Below are 14546 nucleotides of genomic sequence, written 5' to 3' on the forward strand. Positions count from 1 at the left end.
GACATGTCAAAGGTGAAGCTTCTAGCTTCGACATGTCGAAGTTGGAATGTCTCGTTGCGGCTGCGACGGCCGGTCGGCCGCAAGCGCGCGGCCACGACCGGAGCGCCATCGAAAGAACGCGATCGAAAGAGCGCGGCGGAAAAAGGGGGGAATCATGAACTACCTGCGGGGCTTCGTTCCATGGCTGGTCTTCGCGGTGGTGGGGTCGTTCGGCTGGCAGTGGGGCGCGTCGGCCGGCCTGGTGGTATCCGTCGGGCTGCTCATCGCCGACCGCGCCGCAGGTCTGAAGCTGGACTACCGTCTGCTGGAGTACGGAACGATCGTGTACTTCGCGGGCCTCGCCGTGCTGGCCTTTGCCCGGCCCGACAGTGGGCTCAAGCTGTACGCCAGCTCGCTCTCCATGGGCTGGCTGGCGGTCATCGCCTGGGTGTCGATAGCCGTACGGCGCCCCTTCACGATGGGGATCGCCCGCCGGATGGCCCCACCGGAGGTCTGGCAGACCCCAGTGTTCCGCCACATCAACGTCGTGCTCACGGCCGCGTGGGCGCTGTCCTTCACCCTTACCGCGACCGCCCAGGCCATCGTCTCGGCCTACGAGTTGAACGCTGTCTTCACGATCGTCATCCAGATCGCCGGATTCGTCCTGCCCGTCCGTTTCACCTCCGCCTATCCGGAGCGCGCCAAGGCCCGATTCCTGGGCCAGTCCGGCGTGCGGACCGACATCCAGGGAGGCCTGGCCTCATGAACCCCGTATCTCCCCATCCCGCATCGCCGAGTACCGCATCCGAATCCACCGCCCCCGCACCGCACCTGGCCGGCAACTTCGCGCCGGTCAAGGAGGAGCTGACTGCCTACGACCTCCCGGTCACGGGTGCGATCCCGCCCGAGCTCACCGGCTGGTTCCTGCGCAATGGCCCCAATCCGCGGGAAGCCGACACCCCGCACTGGTTCTTCGGCGACGGCATGGTCCACGGCCTGCGCCTGGAAGGCGGGAAGGCGGTGTCGTACCGCAACCGCTGGGTCCGCACCTCCACTTTCACCGGTGACGAATCCACTCGGGACGCGGAGGGCCGCCGTAACCTGGCGGCGGGTGTGGCGAATACGCACATCGTCCGGCACGCGGGCCGCACCCTCGCACTGGTCGAGTCGTCGTTCCCCTACGAGATCGACTGCCGTCCCGGTCACGAGCTGGAGACCATCGGCGCCCATGACTTCGCCGGCCGGCTCACCACCGCCATGACCGCCCATCCCAAGACCTGTCCCACCACCGGCGAGCTGCATTTCTTCGGCTACGGAGGTTCCGCCCCGCCCTACCTCACCTACCACCGCGCGGACGCAGCAGGGGAGTTGGTGATCAGTCGGCCCATCGACGTGCCGGGGCACACGATGATGCATGACTTCCATCTGACCGCCGGCCATGTCGTCTTCATGGACCTTCCCCTCGTCTTCGACCGTGGCCATCCCGGTATGCCGTACCGCTGGGATCCGGAGTACGGCGCCCGGCTGGGCGTACTGCGTCGAGACGATCCCTACGGCGAGGTCCGCTGGCTGCCTGTCGACCCCTGCTATGTCTTCCATGCGCTGAACGCTTACGACGACGGCGACCAGCGCATCGTCCTCTATGTCTCCCGCTATGCCGACTTCGGGAAGATGACCGAGTTGACCGAGCCGACCGAGGGGACCGCGCCCTGCCTGTGGCGCTGGACGATCGATCTCGCCGCCGGCACGGTCACCGAGGAACAGCTGGACGACCAGCTGTGCGAGTTCCCGCGGGTGGACGACCGCCTCGCCGGGCTGCCGGCCCGCTATGGCCATGGCATTGCCGCCGAGCCCCCCGGGGGCGGGCCGATACCCGGCGCCCTGCTCCGCTACGACCTGCAAACCGGCGAGGCCGTCCGGCACGACTTCGGTCCTGGGCGCACTCCGGGCGAGGCGGTCTTCGCCCCGGCGGACGACCGCCCGGGCGGGCCGGGCTGGCTGATCACCTACGTCTATGACGCGACCACCGACACCAGCGATCTGGTCGTGCTCGACGCCGAGGACATATCCGCCGACCCGGTGGCCACGGTCCATCTCCCGCAGCGGGTGCCGTACGGGTTTCACGGCAACTGGCTGCCGGATCCCGTGAGTTGATCACCGCCGGGACAGGCCTCCGGCGCCGGGCCTGCGCGATGCCAGTGCGTCCATCGTGCGGGCCTGCACCTCCCGCAGGGCGGCGGCGGTGATGAATGCGGCGGTGTTCTCCGCGCCCACCAGGGCCCGTACGGCCTGCACGGCCTCAGCGGGGAGCGCCACCGCCTCCGCGGTGTCGCTGTTCGGGGCTCCGGTCGTCGAGTCGATTGCGGTACGGGGGTCCGCGACCGGCTCGGCGGCCGGTGGAAGGACGGGGGCGACCGAGGGGGCGGGCGCGGCCGAGGGCCCGGCGGCCGTCCGCCGGAGGCGGGCCCTGTCGACCTCGCCGGCCTCCTGGGCACGGCCCCCGTCGGACTTGTCCGCCTCTGCCGGTGGGAGGGCCTCGCCGAGGTGGTGTCGGAGGTAGCGGGTGGCCAGGGCGCGCATGGCGCGGGCGAGTTCAGCGTCGATGGTTTGCTGGGCCAGTGGGCGGAGCCGACGCACGAGGGTGGCGGCCTCCGCGGCCTCGTCCTCGGTGGGCGGATGATCCAGGAACGGCCGGAAGACATGTTCGGAGGTGAAGTCCAGAAAGCGGGAGGCGATGTGCTCCACCTGGCCGCGCAGCTCCCGCAGATGACCGGAGATCGCCGGCAGCGGGACGCCGGCCGAGTGCAGTTCGGCGGCGACGGCGAGTTCCTGGGGGCTGGGCACGAGGAACTCGTCGTCCCGGCCGGGGACACGTTCCAGGACGCCCAGCTCCACGGCCTCGGCGACCGCGGCTTCGTCGGAGACGCCACCGAAGGCGGCGGCCAGCTCCGCGCGGCTGATCCGGGACGCCTGCTCGTCGCTCCAGGGCCCGTCGACTTCGGCGACCAGGCCCAGGACCCCGCCGAGGTCGCGGCCGGCATCCCAGGCCTCCAGGAGTTCCTTGATGCTGGCGAGGGTGTAGCCACGGTCGAGCAGGTCGGCGATCTGGCGCAGACGGGCCAGGTGAGCATCGCCGTAGAGGTTCGCCCGGCCGCGGCGTTCGGGACGGGGGAGCAGTCCGCGGTCCTGGTAGGCGCGGATCGTACGGACCGTGGCGCCGCTGAGATGGGCCAGGTCCTCGATGCGGTATTCGGACGCCCGGTGTCCGGCTATGCGGTCTCCGGCCGTCTGGTGTCCGGCCGTCTGGTGTCCGGCCGTCTGGGGTTCGGCCGTCTGGTGTCCGGTCGTGTGGGGTCCGGCGATCTGTCGTCCGGCTGGGCAGTGCCCGGCTGTGCCGTGTCCGGTCGTGTGGGGTCCGGCCGTGCGGTGTGGTTCGGCCGACGGCGGCTGCTCGGTCACTCGCTGCTCCTCATGAGATGGCCGCGGGAACGTGTTCCGCGCGCTAGGAGAGGGCCGCGCGGCCCGCCGAGTCCGCCGAGTCCGCCGAGTCCGCCGCGGCCCGTGCGGCCGGGGAGGAGGCCAGATAGGTGACCGCTCTGCGCAGCGACCCTTCCTGTGAGGGATGGTACGACCGCCGCAGATATCGCGGGATCGCCGTTCCCAGCTCACGCCAGGTGGGCAGCAGCCCCTTGCGGATGGCGCGGTGGTGCTGGCGTAGTGAGTAGCGGGATCGGGTGGCGAGTTGGGGGTCGTGGCGTAGGAGGTAGGTGGCGCCCCGGCTCCAGAGGTAGAGCAGGACGGGGGCTGTTACGGCCATCCCCAGGATCCGGCGGGCGTAGCGGGCCGGATCCGGTCCGCCGGTGTGCTGGTACATGTCGAAGGCGACCGCGCGGTGCTCGACCTCTTCCGCGCCGTGCCAGCGCAGCAGGTCGAGCATGACCGGGTCGGGCTGGGCGCGGTCCAGGCCGTCGGCGGCCAGTACCCAGTTGCCGAGCACCGCGGTGAACTGCTCGATGGCGGCGATCAGGGAGAGCCGGAAACGCAACCACTCCCGCTGGGGTACGGGGACGCCCAACGGCGGCTGGTCGCCCAGGAGGTAGTCGAAGAGGAAGTCGACGTGCCGGGTGTAGGGGCTGGTGTCCAGGCCCTGGTGGGCCAAGTGGTCGAGCACGTAGGAGTGCTGGACGCTGTGGGTGGCCTCCTGGCCCATGAAGCCCTTGACTTCCGTGTGGAGTTGCCCGTCCCGGACCAGTGGGAGGGCCTCCTTGAAGACCTTCACGAACCAGCGCTCGCCGGCCGGCAGCAGCAGATGCAGGACGTTGATGACGTGGGTGGCGGTGGGTTCGTCGGGTATCCAGAGCAGTGGTGTCTCACGCCAGTCGAACGAGACCCGACGGGGCGCGATCGCGTAGGGCTTCCGCGCTCGGTGCGGCTGCTCCTGAGGAGGTGGAGTACTCATGCGCGGCTCCTGACATGCGCAGGTGTCGTGTCTGGGCAGGCGTCGTGTCCGGGCAGGCGTCGTGTCTGGGCAGGGCAGGCCCGCCCGGGCCTCGTGGGACGGCCGTCCGTGGCCGTCCGAGGCCGCCCCGGTGGCCTACAGCCTTGGCTCGATGCGGGCGAGGGCGCGCAGGGCGCGTGGGGCGAAGCGGGACAGCAGATGGGCTCCGCGGGCCTCGGGCGTGACCGGGACCACGGCCCGGTTGCCGGCCACCGCGCCGAGGACGGCATCGGCGACCTTCTCCGGCGGGTAGTTGCGCAGCCCGTACATCCGCGCGGCCTTGGCCTGGCGGCGCTTCTCCTCTTCGGCGGAGACGCCGGCGAAACGGGCGGTGGTGGTGATGCCGGTGTTGACCAGTCCGGGGCAGATGGCCGAGACGCCGATGCCCTGGCCGGCCAGTTCGGCGCGCAGACACTCGCTGAGCATCAGGACCGCCGCCTTGGAGGTGCAGTAGGCGGGCAGCATCTTCGACGGCTGGAAGGCGGCGGCCGAGGCGGTGTTGACGATATGGCCGCCCTGTCCGCGGTCCGCCATCCGCTTGCCGAAGATCCGGCAGCCATGGATGACGCCCCACAGGTTGACGTCCAGGACCTTCTTCCAGTCCTCGGTGCTGGTCTGGAGGAAGGGGCCGGACAGACCGATGCCGGCGTTGTTCACCAGCACGTCGACGGTGCCGTACTCGGCGTCGACCTTGTCGGCGAGCTTCTCCATCGCTGCCTCGTCCGTGACGTCGACGGTCTCCGCCCAGGCCTGCGGTGCACCGATCAGACGGGCCAGGTCGGCGGTCCGGGCCGCGCCCTCGGCGTCCCGGTCGACGGCGATGATCCGCGCACCGGCCTCCGCGAAGGCGAATACGGTGGCCCGGCCGATGCCGCTGGCGGCTCCGGTCACCAGCACCAGCTGTCCGCCGAACCGGTCGGCGTGCGGGCCGGACGCCGCGACCCGCTTGGCGGGGTCACCCTCCTCCCTGGCAGTGACGAACTCGGTGATCCAGGAGACGAGTTGGTCGGGCCGGGTGCGGGGCACCCAGTGCCGGGCAGGGAGGGTGCGGCGTACCAGCTGGGGTGCCCACTGCTCCAGGTCGTCATAGAGCCGAGGGGAGAGGAAGGCGTCACCGGTGGGGGTGATGAGCTGCACGGGGCAGTGCGCATAGGCGTCGGCGCGCGGGTGGCGGAGCCGGGGGAGGACGTTGTCACGGTAGAGCCAGGCGCCGTGGACCGCGTCGGTGGGCAGTGAGGCGGTCGGGTAGTCGCCGCCCGGCACCCTCTCCACCCGGCGAAGGATCTTCGGCCAGCGCTTGCCGAGCGGTCCCCGCCACGCCAGTTCGGGCAGCGCGGGGGTGTGCAGGAGGTAGACGTACCAGGATTTGGCGCTCTGGTTCAGGAGTTGGGCGGCGCGGCGCGGGGTGGGCCGCGCCATCCGCTGCTTGATCCAGTGGCCGAAGTGGTCCAGGGACGGTCCCGACAGGGAGGTGAAGGAGGCGATCCGGCCCTCCGTCCGTGGCACCGTGGCGAACTCCCAGGACTGCACGGATCCCCAGTCGTGGCCCACGAGGTGCACCGGGCGGCCGGGGCTGACGGCGTCGGCGACGGCCAGGAAGTCATCCGTCAGTTTCTCCAGGGTGAAGCCGCCGCGCAGCGGCTGCGGGGCGGTGGAGCGGCCGCAGCCACGGACGTCGTAGAGCACGACGTGGAAGCGGTCGGCCAGGCCGCGGGCGACCTCGGACCAGACCTCCTTGCTGTCCGGGTAGCCGTGCACCAGCAGCACTGTGGGCCGGGCCGGGTCGCCGAGCTCCGCGACGCACAGCTCGATGCCACCGGTGCGCACCCAGCGCTCCGTCGCCCCCGCAAGGCCCGGAACCCGGTCCTCTCCCCTACCGTGCTCCCTCCCCTTGTCCCCTTCGTTCCGTCCCGGCTTCTTGTTCCGTCCCGTCTTCACGCGGCCTGCTCCTCCTGCCGGCGCCGCACGTGCGGCAGATCGTCATCCAGCCAAAAGGCGCTCTCCTGCGGGTCCTTGGAGTCCGTGACGACGAGGATCTCCTCGAACTTCGCGCCGGTGCCCCGGAAACCGAGGTGGGGTTCGACCGCCCATAGCCCGGGTGTCGGTGGGTGGTCGGAGAAGGAGTACGGGCTCCACAGCGGGGACCAGCCCTCGCGATGGCCGTGCAGTGCGTCGGAGGCGAGGCCCTTGAGGGACTGGGTGCCGAATCCGAACAGGGTGGGGGACCAGCGGCGCTGCCTGACCCGGTCGACCTTGTGGGCGATGACGCCGAAGGGGTAGGCGCGGTGGCGGTTGGCGTAGCCCTGCCGCACCATGAGCCGGTCGACGTCTTCGTAGATCTCCCGCAGCGGGCGCCGCTCGCGCACCTCGCGCAGGATCAGCTCCCGGTGCGCTTCGAGGTCGGCGAGCAGCCGGTCGTGCACGGGGTTGAGGCCCAGGCAGCCGGAGTAGCCGATGTCGGCGGTGAAGCCGTTGTGGACCGGTGCCATGTCGAGGATGAAGGCCATCCCCGGCTCCAGCTGCCGGTTGGTGGGGAAGAACTGCAGCGGAATCCGGAAGCCGACGAAGGCGGTGCGGTCGCCGAACCAGGCGAACGGCAGATGGAACCAGTCCCGCACCCCGCGCTCGTGCAGCCACTCGCGCTGCATCCGTGCCGCCGCGCGCTCGGTGATCCCGGGCCTGAGCTGGGCGGCCACCGCTTCCGCGCAGGCGTAGGCGAGCCGCTGGACCTCTCTGAAGCCCGCCAGCTCGGCGGTGCGTTCTCCGGCTCCTGCTGAGGTCGCTGTGGTGACTGAGGCCATCGCCAACCGTCCGTCCGTGAGCAGTCCATCGCGGTACGCGCCCGTAACTTGACATTGATGAATGTGACAATGCCCGGCGACTGCGTCAAGAGGTGTGCATGCCCGGCTTCCGACGCCGGCCTGCTGCCTGCGGCGATGTCCGACCCTGGCGTCCATCCCTGGCGTCCATCCCTGATGTCCATCCCCGACGCCGACCCTGACGCCGTACCGCTCGAAGCAGGAGAACCCCTAGGGGCCGTAATACCGCAGGGGGAGGCAGATCCCACCGCCTGGGTTGACGACCGGCGCGCCGGGCACGCCTACCGTCGATGACGTGACTGTGATCGTGACCGAAAGCCTGAGCAAGCGGTTCCCGCGGGTGACCGCCTTGGACCGGCTCACCGTTGACATCGCCCCCGGCGTAACCGGCCTGGTGGGCGCCAACGGCGCCGGCAAGTCCACCCTGATCAAGATCCTTCTCGGCCTGGCCCCGGCCACCGAAGGGACCGCGCGTGTGCTCGGCCTGGACGTGGCGAAGGACGGCAGCGCCATCCGCGAGCGGGTCGGCTATATGCCCGAGCACGACTGCCTGCCGCCGGATGTCTCGGCCACGGAATTCGTCGTGCACATGGCACGGATGTCCGGCCTGCCGCCGACCGCCGCCCGTGAGCGCACCGCCGACACCCTGCGCCACGTCGGCCTCTACGAGGAGCGCTACCGCCCCATCGGCGGCTACTCCACGGGTATGAAGCAGCGGGTGAAGCTCGCCCAGGCGCTGGTCCACGACCCACAGCTGGTGCTCCTCGACGAGCCCACCAACGGCCTCGACCCGGCCGGCCGGGACGAGATGCTCGGCCTGATCCGGCGCGTCCACACCGACTTCGGCATCTCCGTCCTGGTCACCTCCCACCTCCTCGGTGAGCTGGAGCGCACCTGCGACCATGTCGTCGTCATCGACGGCGGCAAGCTGTTGCGCTCCTCCTCCACCGACGAGTTCACGCAGGTCACGGCCTCACTGGCGGTCGAGGTCACCGATACGGACGCCCATCCGGACGGCGCCGAAGCGCTCCGCCGGGCCCTGACCGGCGCCGGGGTCGCGGTGACCACCGGCAGCGCCGGCTCCGACGGCCTCGCCACGCCCGGCCATCTGCTGTTCATCGACGCGGCCGACGAGGAGACCTACGACCTGGTGCGGGACACTGTCGCCGGACTCGGGCTCGGCCTGGTCCGGATGGAACAGCGCCGCCACCGGATCGCCGAGGTCTTCCGTGACGCCGACGAGGCGCACACCGACCCGGCGGCCGGCCCGGTCACGTCGGCCACCGGCCCCACCCCCCTTGCCCCCGCAGGCGCCCCCGGCGCCGCTGCCCCGTACGCCACCCAGGACGGAGGCGCCCACGATGCCGTCTGACCCCACGACCTCCGCACCGAACCCGGCACCGGCACCGGCATCGGCCGTACCGGCCACGCCGGGCGGGGCGTACATCCACAACATCGGTTACCGCCACTACGACGGCCCCCGCCTGGGCCGCGGCTACGCCCGCCGGTCGCTCTTCTCGCAGAGCCTGCGCGGCGCCTACGGCCTGGGCCGCTCGGCCAAGAGCAAGGTGCTGCCGATGCTGCTCTTCGCGGTGATGTGCCTGCCCGCCGCGATCATGGTCGCGGTGACGGTGTTCACCAAGTCCGGCAGCCTCCCGGTCGGCTACACCCGCTACGCGATCTTTCTCCAGGCCGTCATCGGCCTCTACCTGGCCGCCCAGGCACCGCAGTTGGTCTCCCGCGATCTGCGGTTCAAGTCCATACCGCTGTACTTCTCCCGCCCCATCGAGCGCGGCGACTACGTGGCGGCGAAGTTCGCGGCCATGGCGAGCGCCCTGTTCCTCCTCACCGCGGCGCCGCTGATGATCCTCTACGTCGGGGCACTGCTGGCGAAGCTGGACTTCCTCGACCAGACCAAGGGCCTGGCCCAGGGGCTGGTGACCGTGACGCTGCTGTCGCTGCTGTTCGCCGGGGTGGGCCTGGTCATCGCCGCCCTCACCCCGCGCCGCGGCTTCGGCGTCGCCGCCGTGATCGCCGCACTGACCATTCCCTACGGCGCGGTGACCGCGGTGCAGGGCATCGCCTTCGTCCAGGGCAACGAATCCGCCGTCGGCTGGCTCGGGCTGTTCTCCCCCATCACGCTCATCGACGGGGTGCAGTCGGTCTTCCTCGGAGGCGTCAGCTCCTTCCCCAACGGCCTGGCGCCGTCGACCGGCGCCGGATTCGTCTACCTCCTCGTCACGCTGACCGTCATCGCCGGCAGCTATGCCCTGCTGATGCGCCGCTACCGGAAGGCCGGACTGTGACCACGCTCCACATCGACCACGTCTCCCGCTGGTTCGGCAATGTCGTCGCCGTCAACGACATCACCATGACCATCGGCCCCGGCGTCACCGGCCTGCTCGGCCCCAACGGCGCCGGCAAGTCCACCCTGATCAACATGATGGGCGGCTTCCTCGCCCCCTCCAACGGCTCCGTCACCCTCGACGGGACGACGATCTGGCGGAACGCCGCCATCTACCGTCACATCGGCATCGTGCCCGAGCGTGAGGCGATGTACGACTTCCTCACCGGGCGCGAATTCGTGCTGGCCAACGCGGAGTTGCACGGCCTCGGCCGGCGGGAGGCGGCCCGGGCGCTGGCCACCGTCGAGATGGAGTACGCCCAGGACCGCAAGGTCTCGACGTACAGCAAGGGCATGCGGCAGCGGGTGAAGATGGCCTCCGCGCTGGTCCACGATCCATCGGTGCTGTTGCTCGACGAGCCCTTCAACGGTATGGACCCGCGCCAACGGATGCAGTTGATGGAGCTGCTGCGGCAGATGGGCGACCAGGGCCGTACGGTCCTCTTCTCCTCGCACATCCTCGAAGAGGTCGAGCAACTCGCCTCGCACATCGAAGTGGTGGTGGCCGGCCGGCACGCCGCGTCAGGCGACTTCCGCAAGATCCGCCGGCTGATGACCGACCGCCCGCACCGCTACCTCGTCCGGTCCGACAACGACCGCGCGCTGGCCGGGGCGCTGATCGCCGACCCGTCCACCTCCGGCATCGAAGTGGACCTCGTCGAGGGCGCGCTGCGCGTACAGGCGGTCGACTTCGGCCGCTTCACCGAACTCCTGCCACGGGTCGCCCGCGACCACGGCATCCGCCTGCTGACGGTCTCCCCCTCCGATGAATCGCTGGAATCCGTCTTCTCCTACCTCGTCGCGGCCTGAGGCCTGAAAGGAGCCCTGACGTATGTCCACGACCACTCCGACGGCCTCGCCGGCGTCCACCGCCGCGCCCAAGGCCTCGCTGTTCCACCCGACCGTCGCCCGGCTGACCTACCGAGCCCTGCTCGGACGGCGGCGGGCCCTGATCCTCTTCGTCCTGCCGGCCCTCCTGGTTGCCCTCGCGGTGGCCGTCCGGGCACTGGCTGGCGCCGACGACGCCACCGCCGGCGGCATCCTGGGCGGCTTCGCGCTGGGCACGATGGTGCCGCTGATCGGCGTCATCGCCGGTACGGGCGCGATCGGGCCGGAGATCGACGACGGCTCGGTGGTCTATCTGCTGTCCAAGCCGGTTTCCCGGCCGACGATCATCCTCACCAAGCTCCTCGTCTCGATAGGCGTCACGGTCGCCTTCTCCGCCGTCCCCGTGCTGCTCGCCGGCTATCTCCTGAACGGCAACAGCCAGCAGATCGCGGTGGGTTACGCGGTGGCGGCGGCGATCGCCTCGGTCGCCTACAGCGCGCTCTTCCTCCTCTTCGGCACGATCAGCCGGCACGCAGTGGTCTTCGGCCTGGTCTACGCGCTGGTCTGGGAGGCGTTCGTCGGAAACCTCGTCCCCGGTGCGCGGACCCTCAGCATCCAGCAGTGGGCACTCGCCATAGGCCAGCGGGCCGCCGGCGACGGGGCGATCAGTTCCGATGTCCAACTCCCGCTCGCCATATGCCTGCTGACGGCCCTCACGGTAGGCGCGACCTGGTACGCCGGCCGCCGGCTCAAGGCGCTCACCCTGGCGGGCGAGGAGTAACGGAGCACATGGCGTGGGGGCGGACGGGCTACGCGCCTACGCTCCCGCGCCGCTGCTCTTCTGCCGGTCGTTGAACTCCTTCACATTCCGCAGATGCTCCTGGTAGTCGGCGGTGAAGCGGGTGTCGCCCGGCTTGACGGTGACGAAGTACAGCCAGTCCCCCGCGGGCGGTGCCCCCGCTGCCTTCAGTGCGTCCGCCCCCGGGTTGTCGATCGGGGTGGGCGGCAGGCCCTGGTGCCGGTAGGTGTTGTACGGGCTCTGGCGCTCGGTGTCGGCGTGGCTGGTGTGGAGGGTGCTGCGGCCCAGCGCGTAGTTGATGGTCGAATCCATCTGCAGCGGCATCTGCCGGGCCAGCCGGTTCTCGATGACCCGCGCGACCTTGCCCATATCGGCCGAGTGGTCCGCCTCGGCCTGCACGATGCTGGCGATCACCACGGTCCGGTAGGCGGTGATGCGGTCGTCTGCGAGCCGCTGGTTGGCGGTCTTGACCATGTACGAGAGGAGTGCGGCCGGGGTGGCGTCCGAATCGATCGGATACGTCGCCGGAAAGAGGTACCCCTCCGGATTGCCGTGAGCCTCCGCCGGCAGCGGAAGGCGCGCGGCTCCGGCCGCCTTCGCGGTGGAGCCGCCGGGCAGATGCAGGGCCCGGTCGACGGCGGCGTAGACCTGTGTGGCCCGCTGCCCTTCCGGGACGGTCAGCTTCGCCCGCTCCGGCCCGTGCAGCAGCCGCGGCAGGAGCAGCACCGCGAGGACGACCAGAACGGCCAGGACGGCAACGACGATGAGCCGGCCGATGGGAGAGAGCCGGGGGCCTGGCCGGCGAACGGTGTGGGGAACATCGCTCATGGCCGTATCGTTGCACCGTCCGCTGCGCCTGTCCGCTGCGCCTGTCCGCTGCGCCTGTCCGCTGCGCTTGGCTGACTTCCCACGTTTTTGGCTTTCCCGCCGTGTCGCCTGGCGGCGGGCTGTTTGCCGCTGCGCGGGGCTGTACGTCACGGGTGCGCCCCTCCGAACTTCGTTCTGCGGTGCGCCCCCTCCCGTGGGTGGGTGGGAAAAGAGCGGTGGGGGTGTACGTAAGCGATCGTCTGCGGGCAGTGGATCACTTGCGTACACCCCCACTCACCGTTTTTCCTCCCACTCCCGGGAGGGGCCGCTCCGCAGGACGCCAGTCCGGAGGAGCGGACCCGCACCCGACCAACCACGCCCGCCGCAGGCGCAACGGCGAAACGGAGGTACGGCGCCGCAGCCGACAACGTGGGAAGCCAGCCAAGCGCAGCGGACCGGCTACAGGCCGATGTCCCGTTCCTGAATGTCCGCCAGCGACTCCCGTCGCACCAGCACCCGGGCATGGCCTTCGGTGACCGCGACCACCGGTGGGCGGCCGACGAGGTTGTACCCGGAGGCCATGGAGAGGTGGTACGCACCGGCGACCGGCACGGCCAGCAGGTCGCCGGGCCGGATGTCGCCGGGAAGCCGGACGTCGGCGGCGAGCACATCACCGGCCTCGCAGTGCCGCCCGACGACGGTGACGGGCTCCGGCGCGGCGGGTGAGGCGCGGCCGATCAGCCGGGGCGCGTAGCGCACGCCGTACAGCGCCGGCCGCGGGTTGTCGCTCATCCCGCCGTCCACCGCCACGAACGTGTGCGCACCGGTCCGTTTGACGGCCAGTACCCGGTAGAGGACCACACCGGCCGGACCCGCGATGGCACGGCCCGGTTCGACGGCGAGTCGTGGCACCGGAAGACCGGCCGCCGCACAGCCGCCCGCCAGCTCCGCGCGGATCTTGACGCCGAGGGTGGCGATATCGAGCGCGGGCTCACCGGGGCGGTAGGCGACGCCATGGCCGCCGCCGAGATCCAGTTCGGGAAGGGCGATGCCGTGCTGGTCATGGATCCGGGCGAGCAGCCCGATCAGCCGTCGTATCGCCGACAGGTACGGCTTGACGGTGGTGATCTGCGAGCCCAAGTGGCAGTGCAGGCCGACCAGTTCGAGGCGCGGCTGGCTGAGCACCCGGGTGACGGCGTGCTGCGCGGAACCATCGGCGATCGACAGCCCGAACTTCTGGTCGTCGGTCCCGGTACGGATCTTGGCGTGGCCGCCGGCGGCGATCCCCGGCACGACCCTGATCAGCACCTTCTGCCGGCTGCCCGCCGGCACCGCGGCGGCCAGCCGGGCTATCTCCGAGGTGGAGTCGATGACGATCCGCCCGACCCCGAGCCGGAGTGCGGCCCGCAGATCGTCCGGGCTCTTGGCATTGCCGTGCAGCACCATCCGCTCGGGCGGGAATCCGGTCGTGACGGCCAGCTCCAGCTCACCGGCGGAGCAGACGTCCAGGCCCAGGCCCTCGTCCCGTACCCAGTGGAGCATGGCGCGGCACAGGAACGCCTTGGCCGCGTAGTAGACGTCGGCGCCGGGGAAGGCCCGCAGGTAGGCGCGGCAGCGGTCGCGTACCTCGTCCTCGTCCAGGACGTAGGCCGGGGTGCCGAAGCGGTCGGCCAGCTCGGTGAGCGGGACACCGCCCACGGCCACCTCGCCGTGCGGGAGCGGCGCGGCGGAAGCCGGCCAGACGGACCCGGTGGCGGTACGCGGCGCGGGCGTCACGGCGGCGGCCTGAGCGGTGGCCGTCGCCGGGGTGGTGGCCTGGGTGGTCCGGGGCAGAGTGCGGTGACTCATGATCGTCGCCTCTTCCTCAGACGGCCTGGAGGCGTGGGGGAACACAGGGCGTACGCGACGTATCCGCGGCCTCGAGGACGAGCCGGGGATCGACGGTCAGCAGTGCCCCGACCGGTTCGGCCAGCGCACGCAGCGCGGACTCGGAGAGTCTGATCCAGCGCTGGCCGCTGCCGAGGGCCGTGGCGAGCCGGTGGACCGAGGTGAAGCCGACGGCGGTACGGGCGCCGAGCGGAGTGCGGAACAGGCGGGCCGTACAGCCCGCGGGGCCCGACCGGACGGGGACGAAGAGAGGCCCGGCCGGGACGCGTTCAGAAGGCTCGGGATCTTCCGCGTAGAGAGGGTGGAACACGGCGTTGCTCCTCGAAAGCACACGAGCCGCCCCGGACCGGTGGATGACGCATACGCCGGGGCTCGGCTCTGGCCGACGCGATGCCGGCCTCGCCGACGCTATGCCCGGGAGGAGGGGGCGCCTGCGGGGCGTTTACGCGTTATTGACGGGTTGTGGCCCCTACTTGACGCATTCGCTGCGTCTGGCTGACTTCCCCGTCCTCAGGATGTGAAGGA

The 14546-nt window shown here is 70.8% G+C and carries 13 protein-coding genes; 6 read left to right on the forward strand and 7 right to left on the reverse strand.

What is annotated here, in order from left to right:
- Positions 1-154 precede the first annotated feature (154 nt).
- On the forward strand, positions 155-745 hold the full coding sequence (locus tag ACFY12_RS14540) for a hypothetical protein (RefSeq protein ID WP_390716118.1): 591 nt from the start codon (positions 155-157) through the stop codon (positions 743-745).
- Positions 742-2133 (forward strand): carotenoid oxygenase family protein, encoded by a 1392-nt coding sequence (locus ACFY12_RS14545; RefSeq protein WP_390716119.1) that lies wholly within the window; start codon positions 742-744, stop codon positions 2131-2133. Before ACFY12_RS14540 ends, ACFY12_RS14545 begins: the two co-directional genes overlap by 4 nt.
- On the opposite strand, the gene ACFY12_RS14550 is transcribed toward ACFY12_RS14545, so the two are convergent.
- The 4 genes from ACFY12_RS14550 to ACFY12_RS14565 form a co-directional block, all read right to left on the reverse strand.
- Positions 2134-3252 carry a MerR family transcriptional regulator gene (locus ACFY12_RS14550; protein ID WP_390716278.1) on the reverse strand — a complete coding sequence of 373 codons (1119 nt, stop codon included), beginning with the start codon at positions 3250-3252 and terminating at the stop codon, positions 2134-2136.
- A gap of 229 nt (positions 3253-3481) precedes the next feature.
- Positions 3482-4438, reverse strand: a complete 957-nt coding sequence (locus ACFY12_RS14555) for a metal-dependent hydrolase (RefSeq protein ID WP_390716120.1) — start codon at positions 4436-4438, stop codon at positions 3482-3484.
- Positions 4439-4573: 135 nt separating this feature from the next.
- Entirely contained in the window at positions 4574-6304 is a 1731-nt protein-coding gene (locus tag ACFY12_RS14560) for an SDR family oxidoreductase (RefSeq protein WP_390716279.1), read from the reverse strand.
- A gap of 107 nt (positions 6305-6411) precedes the next feature.
- The gene (locus tag ACFY12_RS14565) at positions 6412-7278 is read right to left on the reverse strand and encodes a M24 family metallopeptidase (protein ID WP_390716121.1); all 867 of its coding nucleotides are present in this window, start codon (positions 7276-7278) and stop codon (positions 6412-6414) included.
- 313 nt (positions 7279-7591) lie between these two features.
- On the opposite strand from ACFY12_RS14565, the gene ACFY12_RS14570 reads away from it, so the two are divergent.
- The 4 genes from ACFY12_RS14570 to ACFY12_RS14585 all read left to right on the forward strand — a co-directional run bounded on the left by ACFY12_RS14570 (position 7592) and on the right by ACFY12_RS14585 (position 11309).
- Entirely contained in the window at positions 7592-8668 is a 1077-nt protein-coding gene (locus ACFY12_RS14570; protein WP_390716122.1) for an ABC transporter ATP-binding protein, read from the forward strand.
- Complete coding sequence (locus ACFY12_RS14575; RefSeq protein ID WP_390716123.1) at positions 8658-9602, forward strand: ABC transporter permease subunit; 945 nt, start codon at positions 8658-8660, stop codon at positions 9600-9602. Before ACFY12_RS14570 ends, ACFY12_RS14575 begins: the two co-directional genes overlap by 11 nt.
- Positions 9599-10510: an ABC transporter ATP-binding protein gene (locus ACFY12_RS14580; protein WP_390716124.1), complete on the forward strand. Its 912-nt coding sequence runs from the start codon at positions 9599-9601 to the stop codon at positions 10508-10510. The genes ACFY12_RS14575 and ACFY12_RS14580 overlap by 4 nt, the downstream gene beginning before the upstream one ends.
- Before the next feature lie 79 nt (positions 10511-10589).
- Positions 10590-11309 (forward strand): ABC transporter permease subunit, encoded by a 720-nt coding sequence (locus tag ACFY12_RS14585; RefSeq protein ID WP_390716280.1) that lies wholly within the window; start codon positions 10590-10592, stop codon positions 11307-11309.
- A 36-nt stretch (positions 11310-11345) separates the two neighbouring features.
- On the opposite strand, the gene mltG is transcribed toward ACFY12_RS14585, so the two are convergent.
- The 3 genes from mltG to ACFY12_RS14600 all read right to left on the reverse strand — a co-directional run bounded on the left by mltG (position 11346) and on the right by ACFY12_RS14600 (position 14331).
- Entirely contained in the window at positions 11346-12155 is an 810-nt protein-coding gene (gene mltG / locus ACFY12_RS14590; protein WP_390716125.1) for an endolytic transglycosylase MltG, read from the reverse strand.
- Positions 12156-12593: 438 nt separating this feature from the next.
- Positions 12594-13982 (reverse strand): diaminopimelate decarboxylase, encoded by a 1389-nt coding sequence (lysA, locus tag ACFY12_RS14595; protein ID WP_390716126.1) that lies wholly within the window; start codon positions 13980-13982, stop codon positions 12594-12596.
- 16 nt (positions 13983-13998) lie between these two features.
- A complete protein-coding gene (locus ACFY12_RS14600; protein WP_390716127.1) occupies positions 13999-14331 on the reverse strand; it encodes an SAV_915 family protein in 333 nt (110 codons plus the stop codon).
- Positions 14332-14546: the final 215 nt, after the last annotated feature.

It is taken from the genome of Streptomyces sp. NPDC001339 (assembly GCF_042895955.1).
GTDB lineage: Bacteria > Actinomycetota > Actinomycetes > Streptomycetales > Streptomycetaceae > Streptomyces.